The 18,987-nt window shown below is 49.8% G+C and carries 15 protein-coding genes; 14 read left to right on the top strand and 1 reads right to left on the bottom strand.

Annotation, left to right across the window (positions count from 1 at the left end; genetic code table 11):
• Window positions 1-14 precede the first annotated feature (14 nt).
• From AABA48_RS06655 to AABA48_RS06600, 12 genes are all read left to right on the top strand, one after another.
• Complete coding sequence (locus tag AABA48_RS06655) at window positions 15-725, top strand: phosphocholine cytidylyltransferase family protein (RefSeq protein WP_254277947.1); 711 nt, start codon at window positions 15-17, stop codon at window positions 723-725.
• A complete protein-coding gene (locus AABA48_RS06650; protein WP_254277946.1) occupies window positions 726-1,448 on the top strand; it encodes an SDR family NAD(P)-dependent oxidoreductase in 723 nt (240 codons plus the stop codon).
• Complete coding sequence (locus tag AABA48_RS06645) at window positions 1,445-2,245, top strand: CDP-alcohol phosphatidyltransferase family protein (RefSeq protein ID WP_254277945.1); 801 nt, start codon at window positions 1,445-1,447, stop codon at window positions 2,243-2,245. The genes AABA48_RS06650 and AABA48_RS06645 overlap by 4 nt, the downstream gene beginning before the upstream one ends.
• 7 nt (window positions 2,246-2,252) lie before the next feature.
• Window positions 2,253-3,176, top strand: a complete 924-nt coding sequence (locus tag AABA48_RS06640; protein ID WP_254277944.1) for a glycosyltransferase family 2 protein — start codon at window positions 2,253-2,255, stop codon at window positions 3,174-3,176.
• Window positions 3,151-4,425, top strand: a complete 1,275-nt coding sequence (locus AABA48_RS06635; protein ID WP_254277943.1) for an O-antigen polymerase — start codon at window positions 3,151-3,153, stop codon at window positions 4,423-4,425. The genes AABA48_RS06640 and AABA48_RS06635 overlap by 26 nt, the downstream gene beginning before the upstream one ends.
• Complete coding sequence (locus AABA48_RS06630; RefSeq protein WP_254277942.1) at window positions 4,415-5,068, top strand: class I SAM-dependent methyltransferase; 654 nt, start codon at window positions 4,415-4,417, stop codon at window positions 5,066-5,068. The genes AABA48_RS06635 and AABA48_RS06630 overlap by 11 nt, the downstream gene beginning before the upstream one ends.
• Complete coding sequence (locus AABA48_RS06625; RefSeq protein WP_254277941.1) at window positions 5,065-6,174, top strand: glycosyltransferase family 4 protein; 1,110 nt, start codon at window positions 5,065-5,067, stop codon at window positions 6,172-6,174. Before AABA48_RS06630 ends, AABA48_RS06625 begins: the two co-directional genes overlap by 4 nt.
• On the top strand, window positions 6,158-7,249 hold the full coding sequence (locus AABA48_RS06620) for a glycoside hydrolase family 99-like domain-containing protein (RefSeq protein ID WP_254277940.1): 1,092 nt from the start codon (window positions 6,158-6,160) through the stop codon (window positions 7,247-7,249). Before AABA48_RS06625 ends, AABA48_RS06620 begins: the two co-directional genes overlap by 17 nt.
• Window positions 7,201-8,346, top strand: a complete 1,146-nt coding sequence (locus AABA48_RS06615) for a DUF1972 domain-containing protein (RefSeq protein WP_286352459.1) — start codon at window positions 7,201-7,203, stop codon at window positions 8,344-8,346. The genes AABA48_RS06620 and AABA48_RS06615 overlap by 49 nt, the downstream gene beginning before the upstream one ends.
• A gap of 17 nt (window positions 8,347-8,363) precedes the next feature.
• A complete protein-coding gene (locus AABA48_RS06610; protein WP_254277938.1) occupies window positions 8,364-9,773 on the top strand; it encodes a sugar transferase in 1,410 nt (469 codons plus the stop codon).
• 151 nt (window positions 9,774-9,924) lie between these two features.
• Complete coding sequence (locus AABA48_RS06605; RefSeq protein ID WP_254277937.1) at window positions 9,925-11,574, top strand: capsule assembly Wzi family protein; 1,650 nt, start codon at window positions 9,925-9,927, stop codon at window positions 11,572-11,574.
• Window positions 11,575-11,937: 363 nt separating this feature from the next.
• Window positions 11,938-14,100, top strand: coding sequence for an IPT/TIG domain-containing protein (locus tag AABA48_RS06600; RefSeq protein WP_052696811.1), 2,163 nt, complete (start codon window positions 11,938-11,940; stop codon window positions 14,098-14,100).
• Window positions 14,101-14,168: 68 nt separating this feature from the next.
• On the opposite strand, the gene AABA48_RS06595 is transcribed toward AABA48_RS06600, so the two are convergent.
• Window positions 14,169-15,596, bottom strand: coding sequence for an MBL fold metallo-hydrolase RNA specificity domain-containing protein (locus AABA48_RS06595; RefSeq protein WP_014551669.1), 1,428 nt, complete (start codon window positions 15,594-15,596; stop codon window positions 14,169-14,171).
• 240 nt (window positions 15,597-15,836) lie between these two features.
• Between AABA48_RS06595 and AABA48_RS06590 the strand changes: the two genes are divergently transcribed.
• Together AABA48_RS06590 and AABA48_RS06585 are read left to right on the top strand one after the other, a co-directional pair.
• A complete protein-coding gene (locus AABA48_RS06590; RefSeq protein WP_286352460.1) occupies window positions 15,837-18,590 on the top strand; it encodes an SLBB domain-containing protein in 2,754 nt (917 codons plus the stop codon).
• Between the two features lie 5 nt (window positions 18,591-18,595).
• Entirely contained in the window at window positions 18,596-18,985 is a 390-nt protein-coding gene (locus AABA48_RS06585; protein ID WP_286352461.1) for a VanZ family protein, read from the top strand.
• The last annotated feature ends 2 nt before the right edge of the window (window positions 18,986-18,987 follow it).

Here is an 18,987-nt window from a genome sequence, read left to right as displayed (position 1 = left end):
AGGGAGTTTGTCGTATGAATTATGTGATCTTGGCTGCAGGGATGGGAACGCGGTTACACCCTTTTACAAAAAATTACCCTAAATGCATGCTGCAAATTGGGTATGGAGAAACAGTAATTCAGCGGATGGTAAGACTTTTAAAAAAATTCGATTCAACTGCTCATATTACCGTTGTAACAGGGTTTAAGCGTAATGATGTTGAAGCTAGTATAAATGGGTGCAATTTCGTTTACAACCCATTTTATGGGGTTACTAATAGCATAGCCTCTCTTTGGTTTGCTAGAGATTCTTTGCTCGACAATGTGATACTTATTAATGGCGATATAGTTATATCTGAGCAGCTCACCAGAGAATTGACTAAATTGGTAAACAACGATCTTGTTTTGGTGGATAGCTCCATCAAGGTCGATGGCGATTACAATGTTCAAGTTATAGATGATCTTGTTGTTGTAATGAGTAAGCAGTTGGATGAATATTACGGAGAATATGCTGGCATAACAATTTTAACCAAAGAATCAGCACTTCTGCTTAAAGAACAAGTAGAACGAATGATTGAGGATGAATGTATTAATGAATGGTATGAAAACGCCTTGGTGCAAATGATACTGAATTCTGAATTTAAACTCAAATATTACGACATATCAGATTACGAATGGACAGAGATTGACTCTGTCAATCATTTACTCCACGCAAGAAGAATCCAGGGGAAAGACAGGATAGTCTGAATGCAAAAATACGCTATAGTAACGGGTGGAACTAAAGGAATAGGCAAGCAAATCGCTCAAGATTTGTTAGCACAAGGTTGTTATGTGATAATTAATTACCAGAGCGATGATCACGCTGCAGATAAAATAAGAGACGAGTTTATTAAAATATCTCCCAAATTTGATTTGATAAAGGCTGATTTATCAACATATGATGGTGCTAATAGGTTGGTTGATCGTGTCAGATGTTTAGCAACAAAATTAGATTACATTATTTACAATGCAGGAATGACTAGCAGGACATCGTTTCCTGATCTCGTAATGGATGATTGGGACAAAGTGTTTAATACAAACTTGGCAGTCCCATATTATATTCTGCAACAAATTGATAACATGCTTAATATTAATGGTAGAATTATATTCATAGGTTCAATACTCGGAAGAGTACCTCACGCAGTCTCGATACCATATGGTGTATCAAAGTCTGCTCTTGAGACGCTTGTTAAATACCTTGCTCCTATTTTTTCACCAAGGAGCATTACTGTCAATGTACTTACTCCAGGTTTTACTGATACCGGCTGGCATGCAAATAAGGATGTGAAACAGATTGAAAGAATAAAGAATAAGATATGCCTCAAACGATTTGCATTTGTGGCGGAAATATCAAATGCTTGTATGTTTTTATTACAAAACGATTATGTAACAGGTCAAACTATAGTAATAGATGGTGGTTATAGTTTATGAGTTTTGATCATTTCAAGAATAATTGCGCCAAGGGAGGAGATTATGACTCCTTCGTAATAAAGGCAACAAGAAGAGTGAGCCCTTATTTATCATACGCTTTGTATAGATTTGGGTTAACTGCTAACATGGTTACTGTGTTGGGTATGGTTGTTGGGACAATCGGTGCTATACTGTTAACGCGATCTGAGATGTTCCCTGTGATTGTAGGTTTAGTTATGTTGCACGTGTCTAATGTGTTGGATTATTGTGATGGTGAGATAGCTAGATATACTAAATTGATGAATAACGATACAAGGGTCGGTATCGCTGGAGCATATCTTGATTGGTTATGGCATTTATACATTCCAGTAATTACGATATTTTGTCTATCTTTCGGTGTGTTCAAACAAAGTGGCCATATAAATGTTTTGTTCTTTGGATTTATTGCCCTAATCGGATTTTGCATTTTCCCGTTTTCATGTAAAGAGCACATTCTTATAGCAACAATTAGGCGATACCCAAACATTATTAGTGATACTGCAGTTCGGGATGCTATGGAGGATAGTTTGGTGAGTATTCATGGCGACATGACACCAAGAAATCGCATCTATTCAATAATAAGAAAGCAATTAGCCGATATGACTTATTATCCTTCGTTTTTTAACGTGCTAACAGTTGTTATTGGTGTTGACCTAGTATTAGGTAATTATAAAATAAGATATTGGTATATAATATTGTTGATGGTACTGGTTTCTTTTCACCAGATTTTAAAAATTGTCCGCACTTATTATGTGCTCGACAAAATTCAAATACAGTAAGTACACTATGAAATTATTGGATATAGTGATAGTTAATTGGAATACATCGTCTTTGCTGAGAAATTGCTTAGATAGTATCTATCATGCGAAGCATCTGTTCCGCATTATTGTTGTAGATAATGCGTCGTGTGATGACAGTGTTAGTATGGTGAGAAATATTTATCCAGAAGTTGTATTGCATGTTAATCAGAATAATGAGGGGTACGCAAAGGCAAATAATCTAGGGATTTCTCTAGGTAGTTCAAGTTTCATATGTTTACTTAACTCTGATACTGTTGTGAACGTTGATGTATTGTTACATATGGTTCAATATTTGAATAGTCATCCGAAGGTGGTTGCCTGTGGACCTGCGTTGAGATTACCATCTGGTAAACTTCAAACAGGCGGTGCGGGTTATAAAATTTCAGTGCCAACGGCATTCAATTATTTCTTTTTTTTATCGCGGTTATTTCCGCTAAAGTTTAAAGGGATGTACATTGACCAAGCATATTTCGTTGCAAGGGGGCAACCCGTAAAGGTTGATTGGCTTGCAGGCGCATGTTTGCTTGTCTTGAGGCGTGCAGTAGAGCGTGTTGGTGCGCTCGATGAATCATACTTTATGTATGCCGAAGATGCTGAGTGGTGTGATCGATTATCGACTTACGGCGAACTTCATTATTTGCCCAATCTTGAAATACTCCATATTCACGGCGCAAGTTCAACCCAAATCCCCACGGCCCCTTCAGTGCAATGGTTAGTTGGTACCTTTAAGTATTTCTTAATGGTCCACGGTAATTTTAAACTTATAGTATTTAAAATTATCATGATGGTAGGTTTTTTTGTAAGGATGTTGCTTTACTTTCTTGCATCCCCAGTTAAAAAGGGAAGTTATTGTCGTGCATTAACTATGCGGCATTATCTTATGCATGTCACATCATCCCTTTTTAGTTGATTTACGTGCACATATGCGTAATAGATCAGATAATAGAATCGACTTCTTAGCTCCTTATGTTGGATTCCCGCTGATATTTATACTTGGGCTACTGTTGGCAGTACTGCCTCTTACTACAAATGTTATAAAAGTCAAGCCGGTAACTATAATAGTAGTGATCTCATCAATGATATGTTATTTATGCGGGGCATTACCTGTATTATTGCTTAATAGTGTTTGTGGTGCTAAAGTAATAACAATATGTTGCTTATGCAGACAAAACAAGCGGTATCTAAAAATATTGTTTCTATTATACGCAATTTGTATGGGAGCGTTACTGTACGAATATGCATTATTTGGAAGTATACCGTTACTTTCAGCCACTGTTGAGAATGATAGATTTGCTTTTATGCAATCTGGATATATACATTTAATTGCTATGACTATAGTGCCTACCTCGTTATGTATAATTGCTTACTTTATAGAAAACAGAAAAACGCTGTCATTGTCAACTAGAATGCTACTTTTAGGAGCTATTGTATTTGCAGCTTTTGCCGTGCTTGGTGTGGGGTCTAGGGGGCACTTAATTATTTCTATAGCTATTATTCTGGTGTATTATCATTATCGTAAAACAAACATCAGATTGATAACATTCTGTCTCTTTGGTGTTGTTGGTTTTGTTTTTTTGTCGGCGTTTAAATTTTTAAGAGAGTATTTGCTGTGGGGAGACTTGTATATTGCTTCTCTTGATAGTATTTGGCGGTTAAAGGGATACTATTGGCTTGTACCAGGGTATCTCACAGTTGCAATGAATTACTCCGTACTAGATAAGCTTATCGAAACATTCCCCAATAATTTGTCTCATACCTATGGATATTTTTTTTCCTTCCCCATACGAAGCTTGTTGCCTGGTGTCGATGAAGACTTAGGTCAGTTTCAAAATAGAGTATGGGACACGGGTTTTGATAAAACACTGACAAGTACATATTTAGGGGTGCCATTCGCAGATTTCGGAATCATCGGAACTTCGATCTTTTCATTTTGTCTCGGATTAGCAATGACATGGCTCTATGTTGTAATGAAGCAGCGCAGAACTCCTTCAATTACATTTGTGTATTCCTATTTAGTCGTTAATTTATATCTTTGTCTTTATACAAATAATTATCAATATTTTCATTTTTATTGGAATTTAGTTTATATTGCTTTTTTGAGCAATTTGTGGTTTTACAAAAACGATTCTAACAATCATAGGTGTACACATGAGCGATAAGGTAGACTATTGTGTTGATTATTACACAAATACGCGGATGGATATTGTTGAGCTGCTTCCCCGCGTCTTTAATAGGGTTCTGGAGATAGGTTGCGGTTCGGGAAATACGTTGAAGTTGTTGCGCAGCGTTCAGCCAAAAGCAAAGTTATACGGAATTGAAATATCTGAGGAGATGGGAGTTATTGCGCGTGCTAGCGCTGATGAAATATTGGTTGGAGATATTGAGCATGTTGTACTTGGCGATGACTATAGCAAGTTTGATTTGATATTGTGTCTTGACGTTATTGAGCACTTGATAAACCCATGGGCCTTACTAGTAAAGGCTAGGGAACGATTGGACGATAGTGGTTGTTTAATCGCAAGCATTCCTAACGTAAGAAATTATAAAATTATTGGTAAGTTATTGTTTGGTGGCGATTGGAAATACAATAATGCAGGAATTTTGGATAGAGGGCACTTGCGATTTTTCACCAAAAAGACAATGCTGGAGGCATTTGAAGATGCTGGGTATGAAGTTGTAACGATAAAAATGAAAGATCTCTACAGTGGAGGAGTCTCCTATTATCTAAACAAAATTACTCTTGGCTTATTTGAGGAACTGTTCGCTGTTCAATACTTACTAAAAGTAAGAAAGAAGCTATGAAGATATTGTCACAATCAAGGGTAACGTTGTTTTCGGTATTTGGTGGTGATACCGTTCAAATGCTTAAAACCAAGGAATATCTAAATAAGCTTGGGGTACAATTTGATATATCAACTGATACTACCCCAAACCTCGATGGCTACGATATTGTTCATCTTTTCAACTTGATCCGTCCTCAAGATGTCTTGTCTCAAGCACGCAACGCAAAGAGGCAGGGGAAGAAGATTGCTTTATCAACAATTTATGGTCTATATACTGAATACGATCAAAAAGCAAGAGGCTTGGCTGGAAGGTTAATAACTAGATTTCTCTCTACAGGGCAAATTGAATATCTTAAAGTCTGCTCTCGAGCCGTGCTTAATAGGGAGCTGAGCAGAGCAACTGTTGAATATATTTGTAAAGGGCATATTCGCGCTCAGCGAGAGATAATTGAAATGACGGATGTATTTTTACCAAATTCTGAAAGCGAAATGCAGCGCGTTTGGGCCGATTTTCCCGAATCGAGGAGTAAGCCATATATAGTTGTGCCAAACGCTGCAGATGTTGAATTATTCAACTATGAGCAAGTTAAAATATCCCCGAATATATCAAAATATGTAGATGCTGTCTTATGTGTTGCTAGAATAGAGGGGAGAAAAAATCAACTCAATTTGGTTCGTAGCATGGAGGGATTGCCGTGGCAACTAGTGCTTATTGGAAAGGCTGCTCCCAACCATTTAACCTACTATGATCAAATTAAGAGATGTGCTGGGAATAATGTTCATCTGCTTGGCCAAGTCGAACATAGTGATCTTCCCCAGTTCTACAAGGCAGCTCGTGTGCATTGTTTAGTTAGTTGGATGGAAACGCCGGGGCTATCTTCACTTGAAGCAGCAGCAATGGGTTGTAATGTCGTTGTTACCGACAAGGGGGATCCTCGAGATTATTTCGGAGACTATGCCTTCTATTGTGAACCCGATTCAATAGATTCAATTAGAAGTGCAATTATCAGGGCATATGAGAACCCCATCGACCCTGCATTGAGAAAAAGAGTTTTAGAAAACTACACGTGGACGAAGGCAGCAGAAAAGACATTGGAAGGGTATAGATATGGGCTGGATTCCTAGTTTACGCCTTTTGCTTAGTCTTATAATTGGAGTTTTCTTGTGTGTTGGTTTTGCTCGTGCAAACAGCTATAATGTGGGAGTATACTATTTCCCAGCATGGTACTCCAGTAGTGAGTATTGGAATGACCTCCGGGGGCTTGAAGGCTCGAGGTCACCCGGTCGATCTTGGCCTGAACGTGAACCACTACTTGGTTTTAATTACCCTGAAGAAGATTTTAAAATTGCAGAAAAGCATCTCCAGTGGATGTATGAGTATGGTATTGACTTTATCATCTATGACTGGTACTGGAAAAAAGACAATACCACAAAGCTTGAACATGCGATCAATGCTTATTTAAAAGCAAAAAATAACAACAAGGTAAAATTCACGATACTTTGGGCAAATGAAACCGATGTGCCTGTTAATCTTCAGCAATTCACCTTGATGGTTAGTTATTGGATTAATAATTACTTTAATAAGAAACAATATGTGACAATTGATGGGAAGCCAGTCGTATTTATATTTTCTCCTGAAAGATTGAGAGACAGTGCAAGTAGTTTTGGTATGACTTCTAAGGACTTGTTAGACATAGCTCGGAAGATGAGTCGTGAAGCTGGTTATGGTGGTATATACTTTGTCGGTTGTGCTCAAGCAATTGAATATTTTATTAAGGACTTTCTTCCCAATAATGGTTATGACGCCATTTCTGCATATAACTATCATAGGGGATACAGTGGTGTATATGAAAAAGGAGGATTAGCTGTTAACTACTCCCAACTTTCAGCAGGTTACAAACAAAGTTGGGAATGGATACTTAGTAATACGTCCTTACCATATTTTTTGCCAGTTACTGCTGGATGGAGTAAAAAGCCGTGGGGTAGCTTCACTCCTCACGATGAATGTATTAGTGACCCAAATTCTTTTAAAGAACATCTTTTAGCTTCAAAAGAATATATAGATAGCTATAATATAAAAACGAAAAGCACAGTTGTTATATGTTGTTGGAATGAATTTGCTGAAGGCTCTTATATAGAGCCTACAAAAAGATGGCAATTTCAATATCTTCAAGCAGTGAAGGACGTTTTTGGTCGATGAATATAGCCCTTATCGGTACGAGAGGTGTGCCTGCCAATTATGGCGGTTTTGAAACGTGCGTTGAAGAACTTGGGAAGCGTCTTGTTGAACGTGGCCATCAAGTGACGGTATATTGCCGTAATAGTTATTATAAGTGCAAGATGACAGATTATCTTGGAATGCATCTTGTTTATCTTCCAAATTTAAAATTGAAATCATTAGATACACTCTCGCATACTTTCTTTTCAATATACCATGCTTTATTTCAGTCTTACGATGTACTTATGATATTTAATGCGGCTAATAGCCCGGCGTTAATTCTACCCTATCTTTTCCGGAATAAAATTGCCATCAATACTGACGGACTCGAATGGAAGCGTGGTAAGTGGGGGAAGTTTGCCAAGCAGTATTATAAATTTGCTGAATGGCTTTCAACAAAGCTTTCCGATCGGGTGATTGCTGATTCTGTTGGAATTCAAAATTATTACAAAGCAACATATGGAGTCGAAAGTACTTATATAGCTTACGGTTCAGAGATATCTGTTAGCAAGAAGCCAGAATTGATAAATTCGCTAGGAGTTACGCCAGGTAATTATTTTCTGCAAATCACTCGCTTCGAACCAGAAAATAATCCATTATTGACTATTCAAGCTTATAAGCGCATAAAAACCGACAAGAAATTAGTTATTGTTGGAGGAGTACCATACGAAAGCGACTATTATCGGCAAATATTGTCAGAAGCTGATAATAATGTACTGTTACCTGGGTATATATATGATAAAGAACTTCTTAATGAACTGTGGTGTAATTGTTATGCATATATTCATGGCAATGAAGTTGGAGGGACAAACCCAGCGCTGTTGCAAACCATGGGAGCAGGTTGCTTTACTATAGCAATCGACGTCCCATTTAGTTATGATGTGTTGCGTGACGGAGGTATTTATTACAAGAAATGCCCTATAGATCTAAGTAAACAAATGGAATGGGCATTAGAGCACGTGTCTGAGCTAGATCAATATAAAGCTAAGGCTGTCCAAAGAATCAAAACTGAGTATACTTGGGAAAAAGTAGCGGACGGTTACGAGCAATTATTTAATGAGATCGTCGCCAGGCGTTAGCGTATATATTATTGTCTATGCTCAAAGAACAAGCCAAACAATTTACTCTCCTGAGTAAGTTAATAGATATCATTTTGATATATATTGCTTTTGCTGCTGCCTATGAGGTCAGGAGCAAAATCGGTAATATTGGTGATTTTTATCATTATTTATGGGTTTTGTTGGTAATAATCCCAGTCTGGCACCTCTTGCTTTCAAAATATGGGATGTATGCATCGACGCGAACCCATTCCATCCCCAAGCTTGTTAGTGACTTAGTCAAAGTACACATCATCGGCGGCGTAATCACCGCGTCATTGATTTACTTCATAGAGCCCGGCGGCTTCAGGCGTATTCTGTTCGGCATTTTCATCCTGCTTTCCTTCTTATTTCTTACCCTCGGGAAACTGGCCCTTAAGCTGATTCTCTCCCATATCCGGCGGCGCGGTTATAATTTCAGAAATATCCTCATAGTCGGCACTAACGAGCGTTCGAAACGGTTCATTCATCTGGTTGAGCAGCACTCCGACTGGGGACTCAAAATAGTTGGGTTTCTCGGCGTGAAAGCAAATTCGCTGCCTGATACGTTGTCCGGATACAAAGTGTTGGGCTCCATGGCTCAACTTGTGGACATCTGCAAATCAAACCCCGTGGACGAGGTCGTTTTCTGTCTCCCCCGTCAGTGGGAAGAGAATATCGACGACTACCTCCACGATCTGGAGGAGATGGGGATCACGGTTCGGATGGTGCTGGACCATTACGAGATGAGGATTTCCCGGCGGGAGATGAGCATGTTTCACGATGAGATCCCCATTCTCACGTTTTACAGCAAGAATTTCGATGCCACTCAATTGTTCCTCAAGCGTTGTCTTGATTTTTTGGGATCCACCATGGGCCTGCTTATTACCGGCGCCCTGTATCCTTTTATTGCCTTGGCGATCAGGTTTGATTCTCCTGGGCCGATATTTTTCGGCCAGGAGCGGGTAGGGGAGAATGGCCGTATTTTCAAGTGCTGGAAATTCCGTTCCATGTATCTCGACGCAGAGGAGCGCAAAAAGGGGCTTGAGCATCTCAATGAGATGAGCGGTGCCATCTTCAAAATTGCTCACGATCCGAGGATCACCCGGGTGGGCAAGTTCCTCCGCAAGACGAGCCTGGATGAGTTGCCCCAGTTTTGGAACGTGTTTCGCGGCGAGATGTCGCTGGTGGGCACGCGGCCGCCGACTCCGGATGAGGTGGCCAAGTATGAAAACTGGCATCGGCGACGCATCTCGATCCGTCCGGGAATTACGGGGCTCTGGCAAGTCAGCGGGCGAAACCGTATCAACGAATTTGATGAGATCGTCAAGCTTGACCTGAAATATATAGATCAATGGAGCATCTGGCTGGATCTGAAGATTATCTTCAAGACGGTTGGAGTGGTTTTTTTCGGTACAGGGGCACAGTAGGCTACAGTCCCCCACGTGTTGCACGGGTAGGGTACGTGATTTTCAATTGATTTCTCTGCATTTCATGCTAGCATCGGTTCGTAATCGCTAATAAATCCAGCATATAATACCGTGTTGAACCGTTCATATCCCTCTTGAGTAAATGACCCCAATGAATCGAATTCCGCTCAGACTGTTGATTGCGCTGCTGATTCTCCCCGTCTTTCCCGGGTATGTCTGGGCGCTCGCCTCGAGCAACATCCCTCTTGACAGTCCTGTCTATCTATACCTCGATAAACTTGCCGGCTTTGGGTTGATTACCTCTGATACCAAGGGGATCAGGCCATACTCGAAGGCCGAAGCTGCCCGGCTTCTCCTTGAGGCTGAGGCGAATCTCGTGAAAAACGAAGAACAGATTCCCCCGCTGGCTTTCGAGTTTATCAAGCGCATCCGGGAGTTGATACCCAGGGAAGCATCTCTGAGGGGAGAGCCGGAAAAGGCGCCTTTGGTGGATTATACGCCGGTGGCTTCCGCCCGGTTGCGGTATGTGTACCTGGATGGACAGCCCCGCAGTTACAATCGGGATGTGCTCGACCCTGCAAATCAGTCCGCGTTCGGATTCATCGGCGGGAATCTGAGACCTCAGCCCCCTGGCGTGGTTCACCAGTCCGGAACCGAGGGTACCCCTCTGGTGGAGAATAACGAAGGGGTTGTCTATGGCGATGGGCATAACCTTGAGTTCCGCTGGAGCATGGAAGGATACCTCGGCCGCTATGCAACCGTGCTGGTGGAGCCGAATGCATTGCACACAGACGAAACCAACCGGCTGAGCCTGCAGAAGGCATATCTGAAGCTCGGGAGCGGCGGAATCGAGTTGGAGGTCGGGCGCGATGCGACCTGGTTCGGACCGGGCTATCGTGGCGCCACGACTCTGACCAATAATGCCGCCAACTTCGACATGGTCAAGCTTTCAAGCCCTGAACCCGTTGATGTGGGCTGGATCAAAGAGTACCTGGGCGACTTCAAGTATGCCCTGATCGGTTCGCGTTTCGATGCTACGGGGAGTGGCGCCGATTACCGGAAACCATGGTTTTTCGGGATGAAGCTCACTCTTAAGCCGAAGTCCTGGTTGGAGATCGGCGCGAACCTGGTGCGCCAGGAGGGTGGACCGGGATTCACGGGCGATGTGAGCCTGTTCGATCAGATTTTCGGCGGTGCCGATAACGATCATGTGAACTCGATCGCAGGGATCGACCTGCGCGTCAGGATTCCCTGGCTGCGCAATACGGAGATTTACGGCGAGTATTCGGGTGAAGATTCGGCATCGTTCTGGCCGTTTGTGGAAAGCTATGTGGCCGGTATCTATATTCCCTGTCTGACGCCTTCCGGTCGGGACGACCTGCGGTTCGAGTACTATCGGGGAAGTGTCATCCACTATACCGACTGGCAGTTTCCGGCCGGCTACGTCTATAAGGGGATGACCCCCGGCCATTCACAGGGCGGGGCGGCAGAAGAATTTTTCGTCAGGTACAGTCACTGGTTCTCGGCCCGCAACTCGCTGGCACTGGAATATTTTCACACCGAGCGGGGACAGGAAGGGCGCCTGAAGGTCAATAGCGCCGGCAGGTATGATCCGGTAAACGGGGTCATGCAGGCTGTTGAACGGAAAGATGCGCTCCGCGCTTTCTGGAGTCTGCCGTTTTACGGCGATGTCGATCTTAACGTGAATTACGGCTGGGAGCGGATTTCCAATGTGGATCTCGTGCCGGGCAACGACCGGACCAATCAGCTCGTGACCCTGGCACTTTCTTACCGGTATTGACCCCTACGATCATCCACTATACCCGCTATTTCTTACAAATGATCACCGCCCCGGTCGGGGTTCCTTTGTGTTCGGTAGAACACCCTCCCCATTTTTGTGTCCTGCACAGCAGTGTCCCTGTCGCTGAAAAGCATTCCCTGTAACAAAACATTACATCCGTTCCGGCTGGTTTCTTTCCAGGAGGCAGGGCCATCATGTCGTGCAAGTGCTCCACTGATGCCAGTTCCTTGGAGTGTCATGTTTGTCCGGTGCTAATGGCATGTTTCCTGTACTTGGCTACAGCAACCGCACAAAGGCGAAACTATGCGCGTACAACGCGTTGTTCGTTCGGATATATGCCGGGCACTGAAAGGAGATATCCCCATGACACGAAAAAAACGCTCCGCCGGGTTACTGCTGGCCCCTGTTCTGGCTCTTTCTTTGTTTTCAGGGGCCGAGGCGGTCCTGCTCGACGTGGGGCCGATCGTCCCGCAGGTAATAAACAGCTCTCCCCCCCAGCACGGTTTCCCGCTCTGGTACCGAGACACCAACCGGGTGCCACTGGAGCTTTGCCTCAGCAGAACGGCCAGTGTCAATGGCCCCATGTGTCTTACCCAGGAGCCGCTCCCGGCACAGCCCTTCAATTTCCCCAATAACTTTGGCCCGGAGGCCTTCTGGTGGTCGGCAGATGCCATCATGGCCATGCCCGGCGGTGGCGACGCACGGTTGATCATGGCGCTGGAAGCGGCGTTTGCCGTCGGAGATCCGATTCCGGGCGACCAGGTTTCCTTTGCGCGCATTCGCATCAGGATTGACACCCCTGTTGCCGGTACCTATGTGGTAACCTACCCCTATGGCGAGATGACCTTTAATGTTACGGATCCCGACGCGGGGATCAACTATACCCGCGACATCGGGATTGCGGTAAATAATTTCAACGGCGCCCTACTGGGCGATGTGGGACCGTTCCTCTACTGGGACACGGGGCCCGTGGCCGTTGGCGATGAATTGTTTGTCGGAGACCCGAACGTGGATCACCGCGTTCTGGGAAGCCCCTTCCCCGACCCCCTCAACCCCAATCAATTCTCCAATTTCTTCCGCGTCCGGGGGCCTGCGGCCGTTGGAACGCTGCAGACCGACCTGTTTGCGGTGATGGGCAAAATCTATCAGACGCCGATCCCCACGCCGCTGACGGTTGATCGTCTGACCTACAGCCGTGATGCGGCCGGGATGCAATTCCACGCCGCGGCAACGACCCAACCCGTTTCGAATCAGGTCAACCCGGCGCTTCCGTTCCCGCAGAACTTTGCGCTGACCGGCGTCCCGTCGGCGCTGGAGGTGACCGGCAGCGGTCTTCCGACCCAGACCATGATCACCAATGACCCTGCTGATGGTAAGTTCTTTTCGGCGAGCAGTTTCTTTGCCGATCCGGGGACACTTCCGGCCACGGTGCAGGTGACCAACATTAACGATGAGCCGGACACGGTCGTCACGGTTCCGCTGGTGGACGACGTTACCGTGTTCCGGGCAACGTACCGGCCGCAGAGCGGGACTCTGTCCATTGCGGCAGATTCCGCCGATGATGTGGCAAATCCGGTCCTCCAGGCGTATATGCCGGGCATGGCCGCTCCGCTCGGCACGTTGGTCAACGGGCAGATGTCCGTGAGCTTCCCGCTTGTCGATACCTCGGTTACGCCGACCAAGACCCATAACGTCCCGCCCGTGTGGGTGACGGTAAAGTCGGCTGCGGGAGGAGAGGCTTCTGCACTGGTGACTGTGCGCGATATATCGCCGCCGGTGGTTGCCGGCTTCAGCCCGGCCAGCGGCGTGGTGGGCACGGCCATTACCCTGTTCGGCAGTAATTTCTCGCCGTTCCTCGCGGAAAACATCGTGACCTTCAATGGCACCCCCGCCACGGTGCTCAGCGCCACGGACTCTTTCCTGACCGTTGAGGTACCGCTCCAGGCGACGACCGGCACCATCTCCGTGACGACGTCCGGCGGCCAGGCTGCCAGCGTTGCTTCCTTCATCCCCCGTTACACGACGTCGGTCACCTTGGCCGGTACCGGCTCCGGATCGGTCAATAGTGTGCCGGTGGGCATAGCCTGCACCGTGGGGACCTGCAGCGGTGAATTCGATTACAATACCGCCCTTGAGCTGATCCAGTCCGCTTCAGGCGGTTCCCAGTTCGACGGCTGGTCCGGCGACTGCACCGGCACGGGCCCCTGTACGCTTTCGACCACTGCCGATTGGGCCGTGACCGCTGCCTTCTCCATCCAGCCCAATATCCGGATTGGTGCCTTGGCCTACTTCGGAACCGCCCAAGCGGCGTTCGACGCGGTTCAAAACGGCGAGGTCATCCTTGCCCGGGCAATGATTCTGCCCGGTTCGGACCCCGTGTATGACCGCCCCGGCGTCTCCTCGACCTTCTCGGGTGGCTACGCCGACTTCACCGAGCCGTTGACGCAGAGCGACTACACCACCATTGTCGGTTCGCTGACCATAAACCGGGGCGAGTTGGTCATCGACCAGGTAATAGTCAACTGATTCCTGCTACGACCGGCGCGGGAGTGAGATCGTGGTTTCCGCTCTCTCACTCCCGCGCCGGTCGGCTTCTACTCCACCAGATACCCCTTCTCCGCAAGTACTCCTGCCAGAGCCGTCCGCGCCTCCTCTTCGCCGTGCACAAGCCTGATGGTTTTCGGGGGGACGGTGATTCCTTCGACGAATTCGACAAGGTCCCGCTGGTCGGCATGGGCCGAATAGCCGCTGATGGTGTGGACGGCCGCCCGCAGGGGGTAGGTGCCGCCGTCCAGGTCGATGGAGGGGAGGCCGCCGGGTTCCCGTTTTTGTTTCGCCGCTTCCAGAATCTCTCTCCCCGGGGTTCCCGCGGCCTGATAGCCCACAAAGAGGATATCGGTGCGCGGATCCGTCATCAGGGCCTTGAGGTAGTTGACAATGCGTCCGCCCGCGCACATGCCGCCGGCAGCGATGACGATGCAGGGGCGGGCGGTCTTGCGGAGATACTCCACCGTGGTCCGATGATCGGCATGGCTTTCGATGACGGTCATCTGCTCGAAGGATAGGGGATGGCGGTTCTGAGCAACGGTTTCGAGCGCCTCTTCGTCCCAGAGTCTGCGCAGCCGGTTATAGACCCGGGTGACGCTGAGGGCCAGGGGCGAGTCGACGATGATTTCCAGGTCGTCCCACGGCAGGCCGGCGGCGGCCTCCTCGGTCCGGTGCCGGCTGATGAGATCCTCGATCTCGTAGAGCAGTTCCTGGGTCCTGCCGATACTGAAGGCCGGCACCAGAAGGGCGCCGCGATTTTCGAGCGCCCGGACGATGACCCTGCACAGTCGCTCCCGGCGCTGTTCGCGTCCCTCGTGCCGCCGGTTGCCGTAGGTTGATTCGAGAACCAGGATGTCTGCCCGTTCGGGCGGTTTCGGGTCGGGCAGCAACGGGGTGAAGGGCGCGCCCAGGTCCCCGGAGAAGACAACGACCGTGTCGCCCTTTGTCCCGTGGGCGGTTCCGGTTTGCTCCGGCTGTAACGCCGGGCTGACCGATACCTCCACGTACGCCGAGCCCAGGATATGCCCCGCCTGCTGAAGACGCAGCGAAACGGAGCGACCATCCCAGCTTCCCAGCTGGTGCCACCTGTCGTAGGAGAGGGGGACCAGCCGTTTTTTCACGGCATTGAGGAAGCGGGCGATGAGGTGCTCGTCACGGGTGATGCCGACCTTGACGGCGTCCTCAAGAACCAGGGGCAGGAGCAGGGCGGATGCCTCACTGCACCAGATGGGCCCCTGGAACCCCGCTCCCAGCAAGTGGGGGATGCGTCCGCAGTGATCGATGTGGACATGGGTGAGCACCAGCCCCTTGACCCGGTCAAGCGGAAAGTCGATGAAAGGCAATCTCTTGCCGCCGTTGCCGTCGCTCCCCTGGGGGAGGCCGCAATCAATGAGAATGGCGGCGCTGTCGGTGATGGCGAGCTCGTGGCAAGACCCGGTGACGCCGAATTTTCCGCCATGATGGATGATCTGCATACGTTCTCCCCGAACTTGACAAGGTAGCGTGTAAATTTGTTAATAAAAGCCAGGGGAGAAGTCAAGGGCATATGCGCATTTCCGGTTGACTGGAAGGCGAGGTAAAGGGTACTAAGGATTATCGTGACATGTGAGCGGCACGCTGCTATCCAATAGGGCGTTGCCGTTGGTATGTTGAGCGCCGCCAACGCTGGCCGGCCCACAACCAGTTTTACAACAGCTTTGATAGAGGTACGACGCATGAGGACTTGGAAGGCTTACGTTATCGCTTTGATCACCCTGATTACCGGTGTTGCCGGCACTGCGCACTCCATTGCGAGGGCGGTTGAGGTCCCCGAGGCCGTGGTGCGCCAGTTCTCCGGAAGCAAGGGAGCGGCGCCCGCCGTTGGTGAGGCCGCCGGACAGCTTCCCCAGCAACAACCGGAGGAAGGGGCGAAGCTGCTGCTCAAGGCCGAGCCGGCTGACGGGCAGATCGTCCTCACCTGGGCATCGACAGCTGCACCCAAGAGTCCGGAGGAAACCCCGTCGAACTATGTGATTCACTACGGTACCGAGCCAAACGCATACGGCAACAAGGTCGACGCGGGTCTTGCCGCCACCTTCAGAATCCAGAACCTGACCAATGAGCGGCCCTATTTCGTGAGGGTCATGGGCTATAACGCAGATCGCAAACTGGTGCTTTCCTCCGAGGAGGCAAGGGTTATCCCCATGTCTCCCGATGCGTCCGCTTCGTCCCTGGAGCGTGCCTTTGCCCGCCAGAGCCCGACGCTGCTGGACAAGCTCGAACCGACTCCCCTCAACAGATCACTCCGGCAGTTCGGGTATGAGTTTTTTAAAAACAGTCTCGCAAGTCTGGCCGTGACTGAAAATCTGCCCGTGGGCCCCGACTATGTCGTTGGTCCGGGCGATTCCATCAGAATTGATGTGTGGGGGAGCTTCACCGCCCGCTATGAGCCGACGGTGGACCGCAACGGCGAGATCCTGATCCCGCGCATCGGTCCGGTGAAGCTCTGGGGACTGACCTACGGCCAGGCGCGGGAAGCCATAGACAAAGCACTGGCCCGCTACTACAAAGGGTACGAGCTGAACGTGACCCTGGGGAGCCTCAGGACCATCCAGGTTTACGTGGTTGGTGAGGTGGAAACGCCCGGAGTGTACAGTGTCAGCTCCCTGGCCACGGTGGTCAACGCCCTGGCCGCAGCCGGGGGGCCTTCGAAGAACGGGAGCCTGCGGTCGATCAGGGTGTCGAGACCGGGAGCCGAGCCCCGCGCGATCGATCTGTACGACATGTTTCTCACTGGTGACCGCAGCAATGACGTGAGGCTGCAAAACGGCGACACGGTCTTTGTGCCGGTGATCGGGCCGGTTGCGGCCGTGGCGGGCGAAGTGCGGCGCCCCGGCATCTACGAGCTGAAGGGCGCGACGCCGCTCGCCCGGCTGGTGGCCATGGCGGGGGGGATCACGGCGGCGGGGGATACGGGGCGTATCCAGCTGGAGCGGATCGAGGGGAACAGCGCCCGGGTCGTGCTCGATTATGAGCCCAAAGGGGGCGACCTGGAGGCCGAGCTTTCCCGGGTGGATTTGAAGGACCGCGACATGGTCACCGTGTTCCCGGTGTTCGATGCCGTGCGCAAGGTGGTCACCCTTACGGGGAACGTGACGCGGCCCGGTGCCTATCAGTTGAAGGAGGGAATGCGGGTCAGGGATATTCTTCCTGATCCGTCGGCCCTTCTCCCCGAATCGTATCTGGAATCGGCCGAGATTACCCGTCTTGCTCTTCCCGAGTACCGCCGGGAAGTGGTCACCTTCAACCTGCGGGCCGCCATGCAGGGCGATCCCAAGGAGAACCTCCCCCTTCAGGAGCAGGACACGGTGCGGGTGTTCTCACGGGCCGAGATGCTTGAGAAGCACACGGTGTCCATCAGCGGGGCAGTGCTCAATCCGGGCAGCTATGAGTATTTTCCGCGCATGACGGTGCGCGATCTGGTGACCGTCGCCGGCAGTCCCAAGCGTAATGCCTTTCTGGGCAGTGCGGAGCTGACCAGGATCAATGTCACTGGCGACGGTGCGCGGGCGAGCAGGCAGGATATCAACCTCGAAAAGGCCATGGCGGGCGATCCCGAGCATAACCTCCCCCTGCAGACCGACGACGTCCTCATCGTCCGGAGCATCGAAAACTGGCTCGAGGCAAGCGACCGGTTCGTGACCCTGCGGGGCGAGGTGAAGTTTCCCGGCACCTATTCCATTGCCAAGGGAGAGCGACTGAGTTCGGTCATTGCCCGGGCCGGCGGCTATACCGAGCATTCCTGCCTGAAGGGGGCCAAGTTCACCCGCCGGTCGGTCCGGGAAGAACAGCAGCGCCGGATGGACGAGGTGATCGCCCGGACCGAGCAGGATGTCTACCGCAAGCAGGCTGAACTCTCGTCGGTGGCTACATCACGCGAGGAGCTGGAGGCCACCAAGGCGGCCCTCGACGGTCTGTTGCGGAGTCTGGCGAAGCTGAAGACCACCAGGGCCGAGGGGCGGGTGGTGATCCGGTTGGCACAGGTCGAGGCACTTGCCCACAGCTCCTATGACCTTGAACTGGAGGGCGGGGATGAACTTTATGTCCCTCCGACCCCGAGCGTGGTGTCGGTCATGGGATCCGTCTACAACCCCACGTCGTTCCTGCACATTTCAGAGCGGGACGTGGCCTATTACCTGGAACGTTCCGGCGGCGCCACCCGTGAGGCCGAGTTGGATGACTTGTACATCATCAAGGCTGACGGATCGGTCTTCAGCAGGCAGCAGTCGTCCTTCGGCATCCGCTGGGACGACTATGCCCGGCGCTGGACGTTCGGCGGATTCCTGTCGTCCCCCCTGGAGCCCGGAGATACGCTCGTGGTGCCGCAGAAGCTCGAGCGAACCGCCTGGATGCGCGAGATCAAGGACATAACAACCATCCTGTCGCAGGTAGCCATAACCGCCGGCGTGATCATCGCGGCAGGCCTCTAGCCGGAATGATTACCCCGGAATCCCGCAGGAAGCTCTACACGGTTCTTCTCGCCGTCTGGGGGGTGGCTATCCTTGTCCTGACCCTGATGCCGGCCTCCAAGGCGGAACCGCTTCCCATTCCCGGCTGGGACAAGATAGAGCATGCAGTGGCGTTCGGCGCACTGGCGTGGTTTGCCGGGCGATTTCTGGTCGTGTACGGAAAATGCGTGCGCCGCTGCTGGCTCTGGGCGTTTTGCGCCACTGTGACGTACGGCGCCCTGATCGAGGTTGCCCAGGCAACATTGACCACGACGCGTACCGCCGAACTGGGCGATCTGGCAGCGGATGCGGTGGGAGCCGGCCTTGTCTGCCTGCTTGCCTCCCGCACGGGGGGTGCCGGAAACAGGGAGGGATAGGG

This window comes from Geobacter sp. 60473 (genome assembly GCF_036323535.1).
In the GTDB taxonomy this organism is placed as follows: domain Bacteria; phylum Desulfobacterota; class Desulfuromonadia; order Geobacterales; family Geobacteraceae; genus Geobacter; species Geobacter sulfurreducens.
The sequence above is the reverse complement of the archived record's forward strand: the minus strand, read 5'-3'. Positions and strand labels throughout refer to the sequence as shown.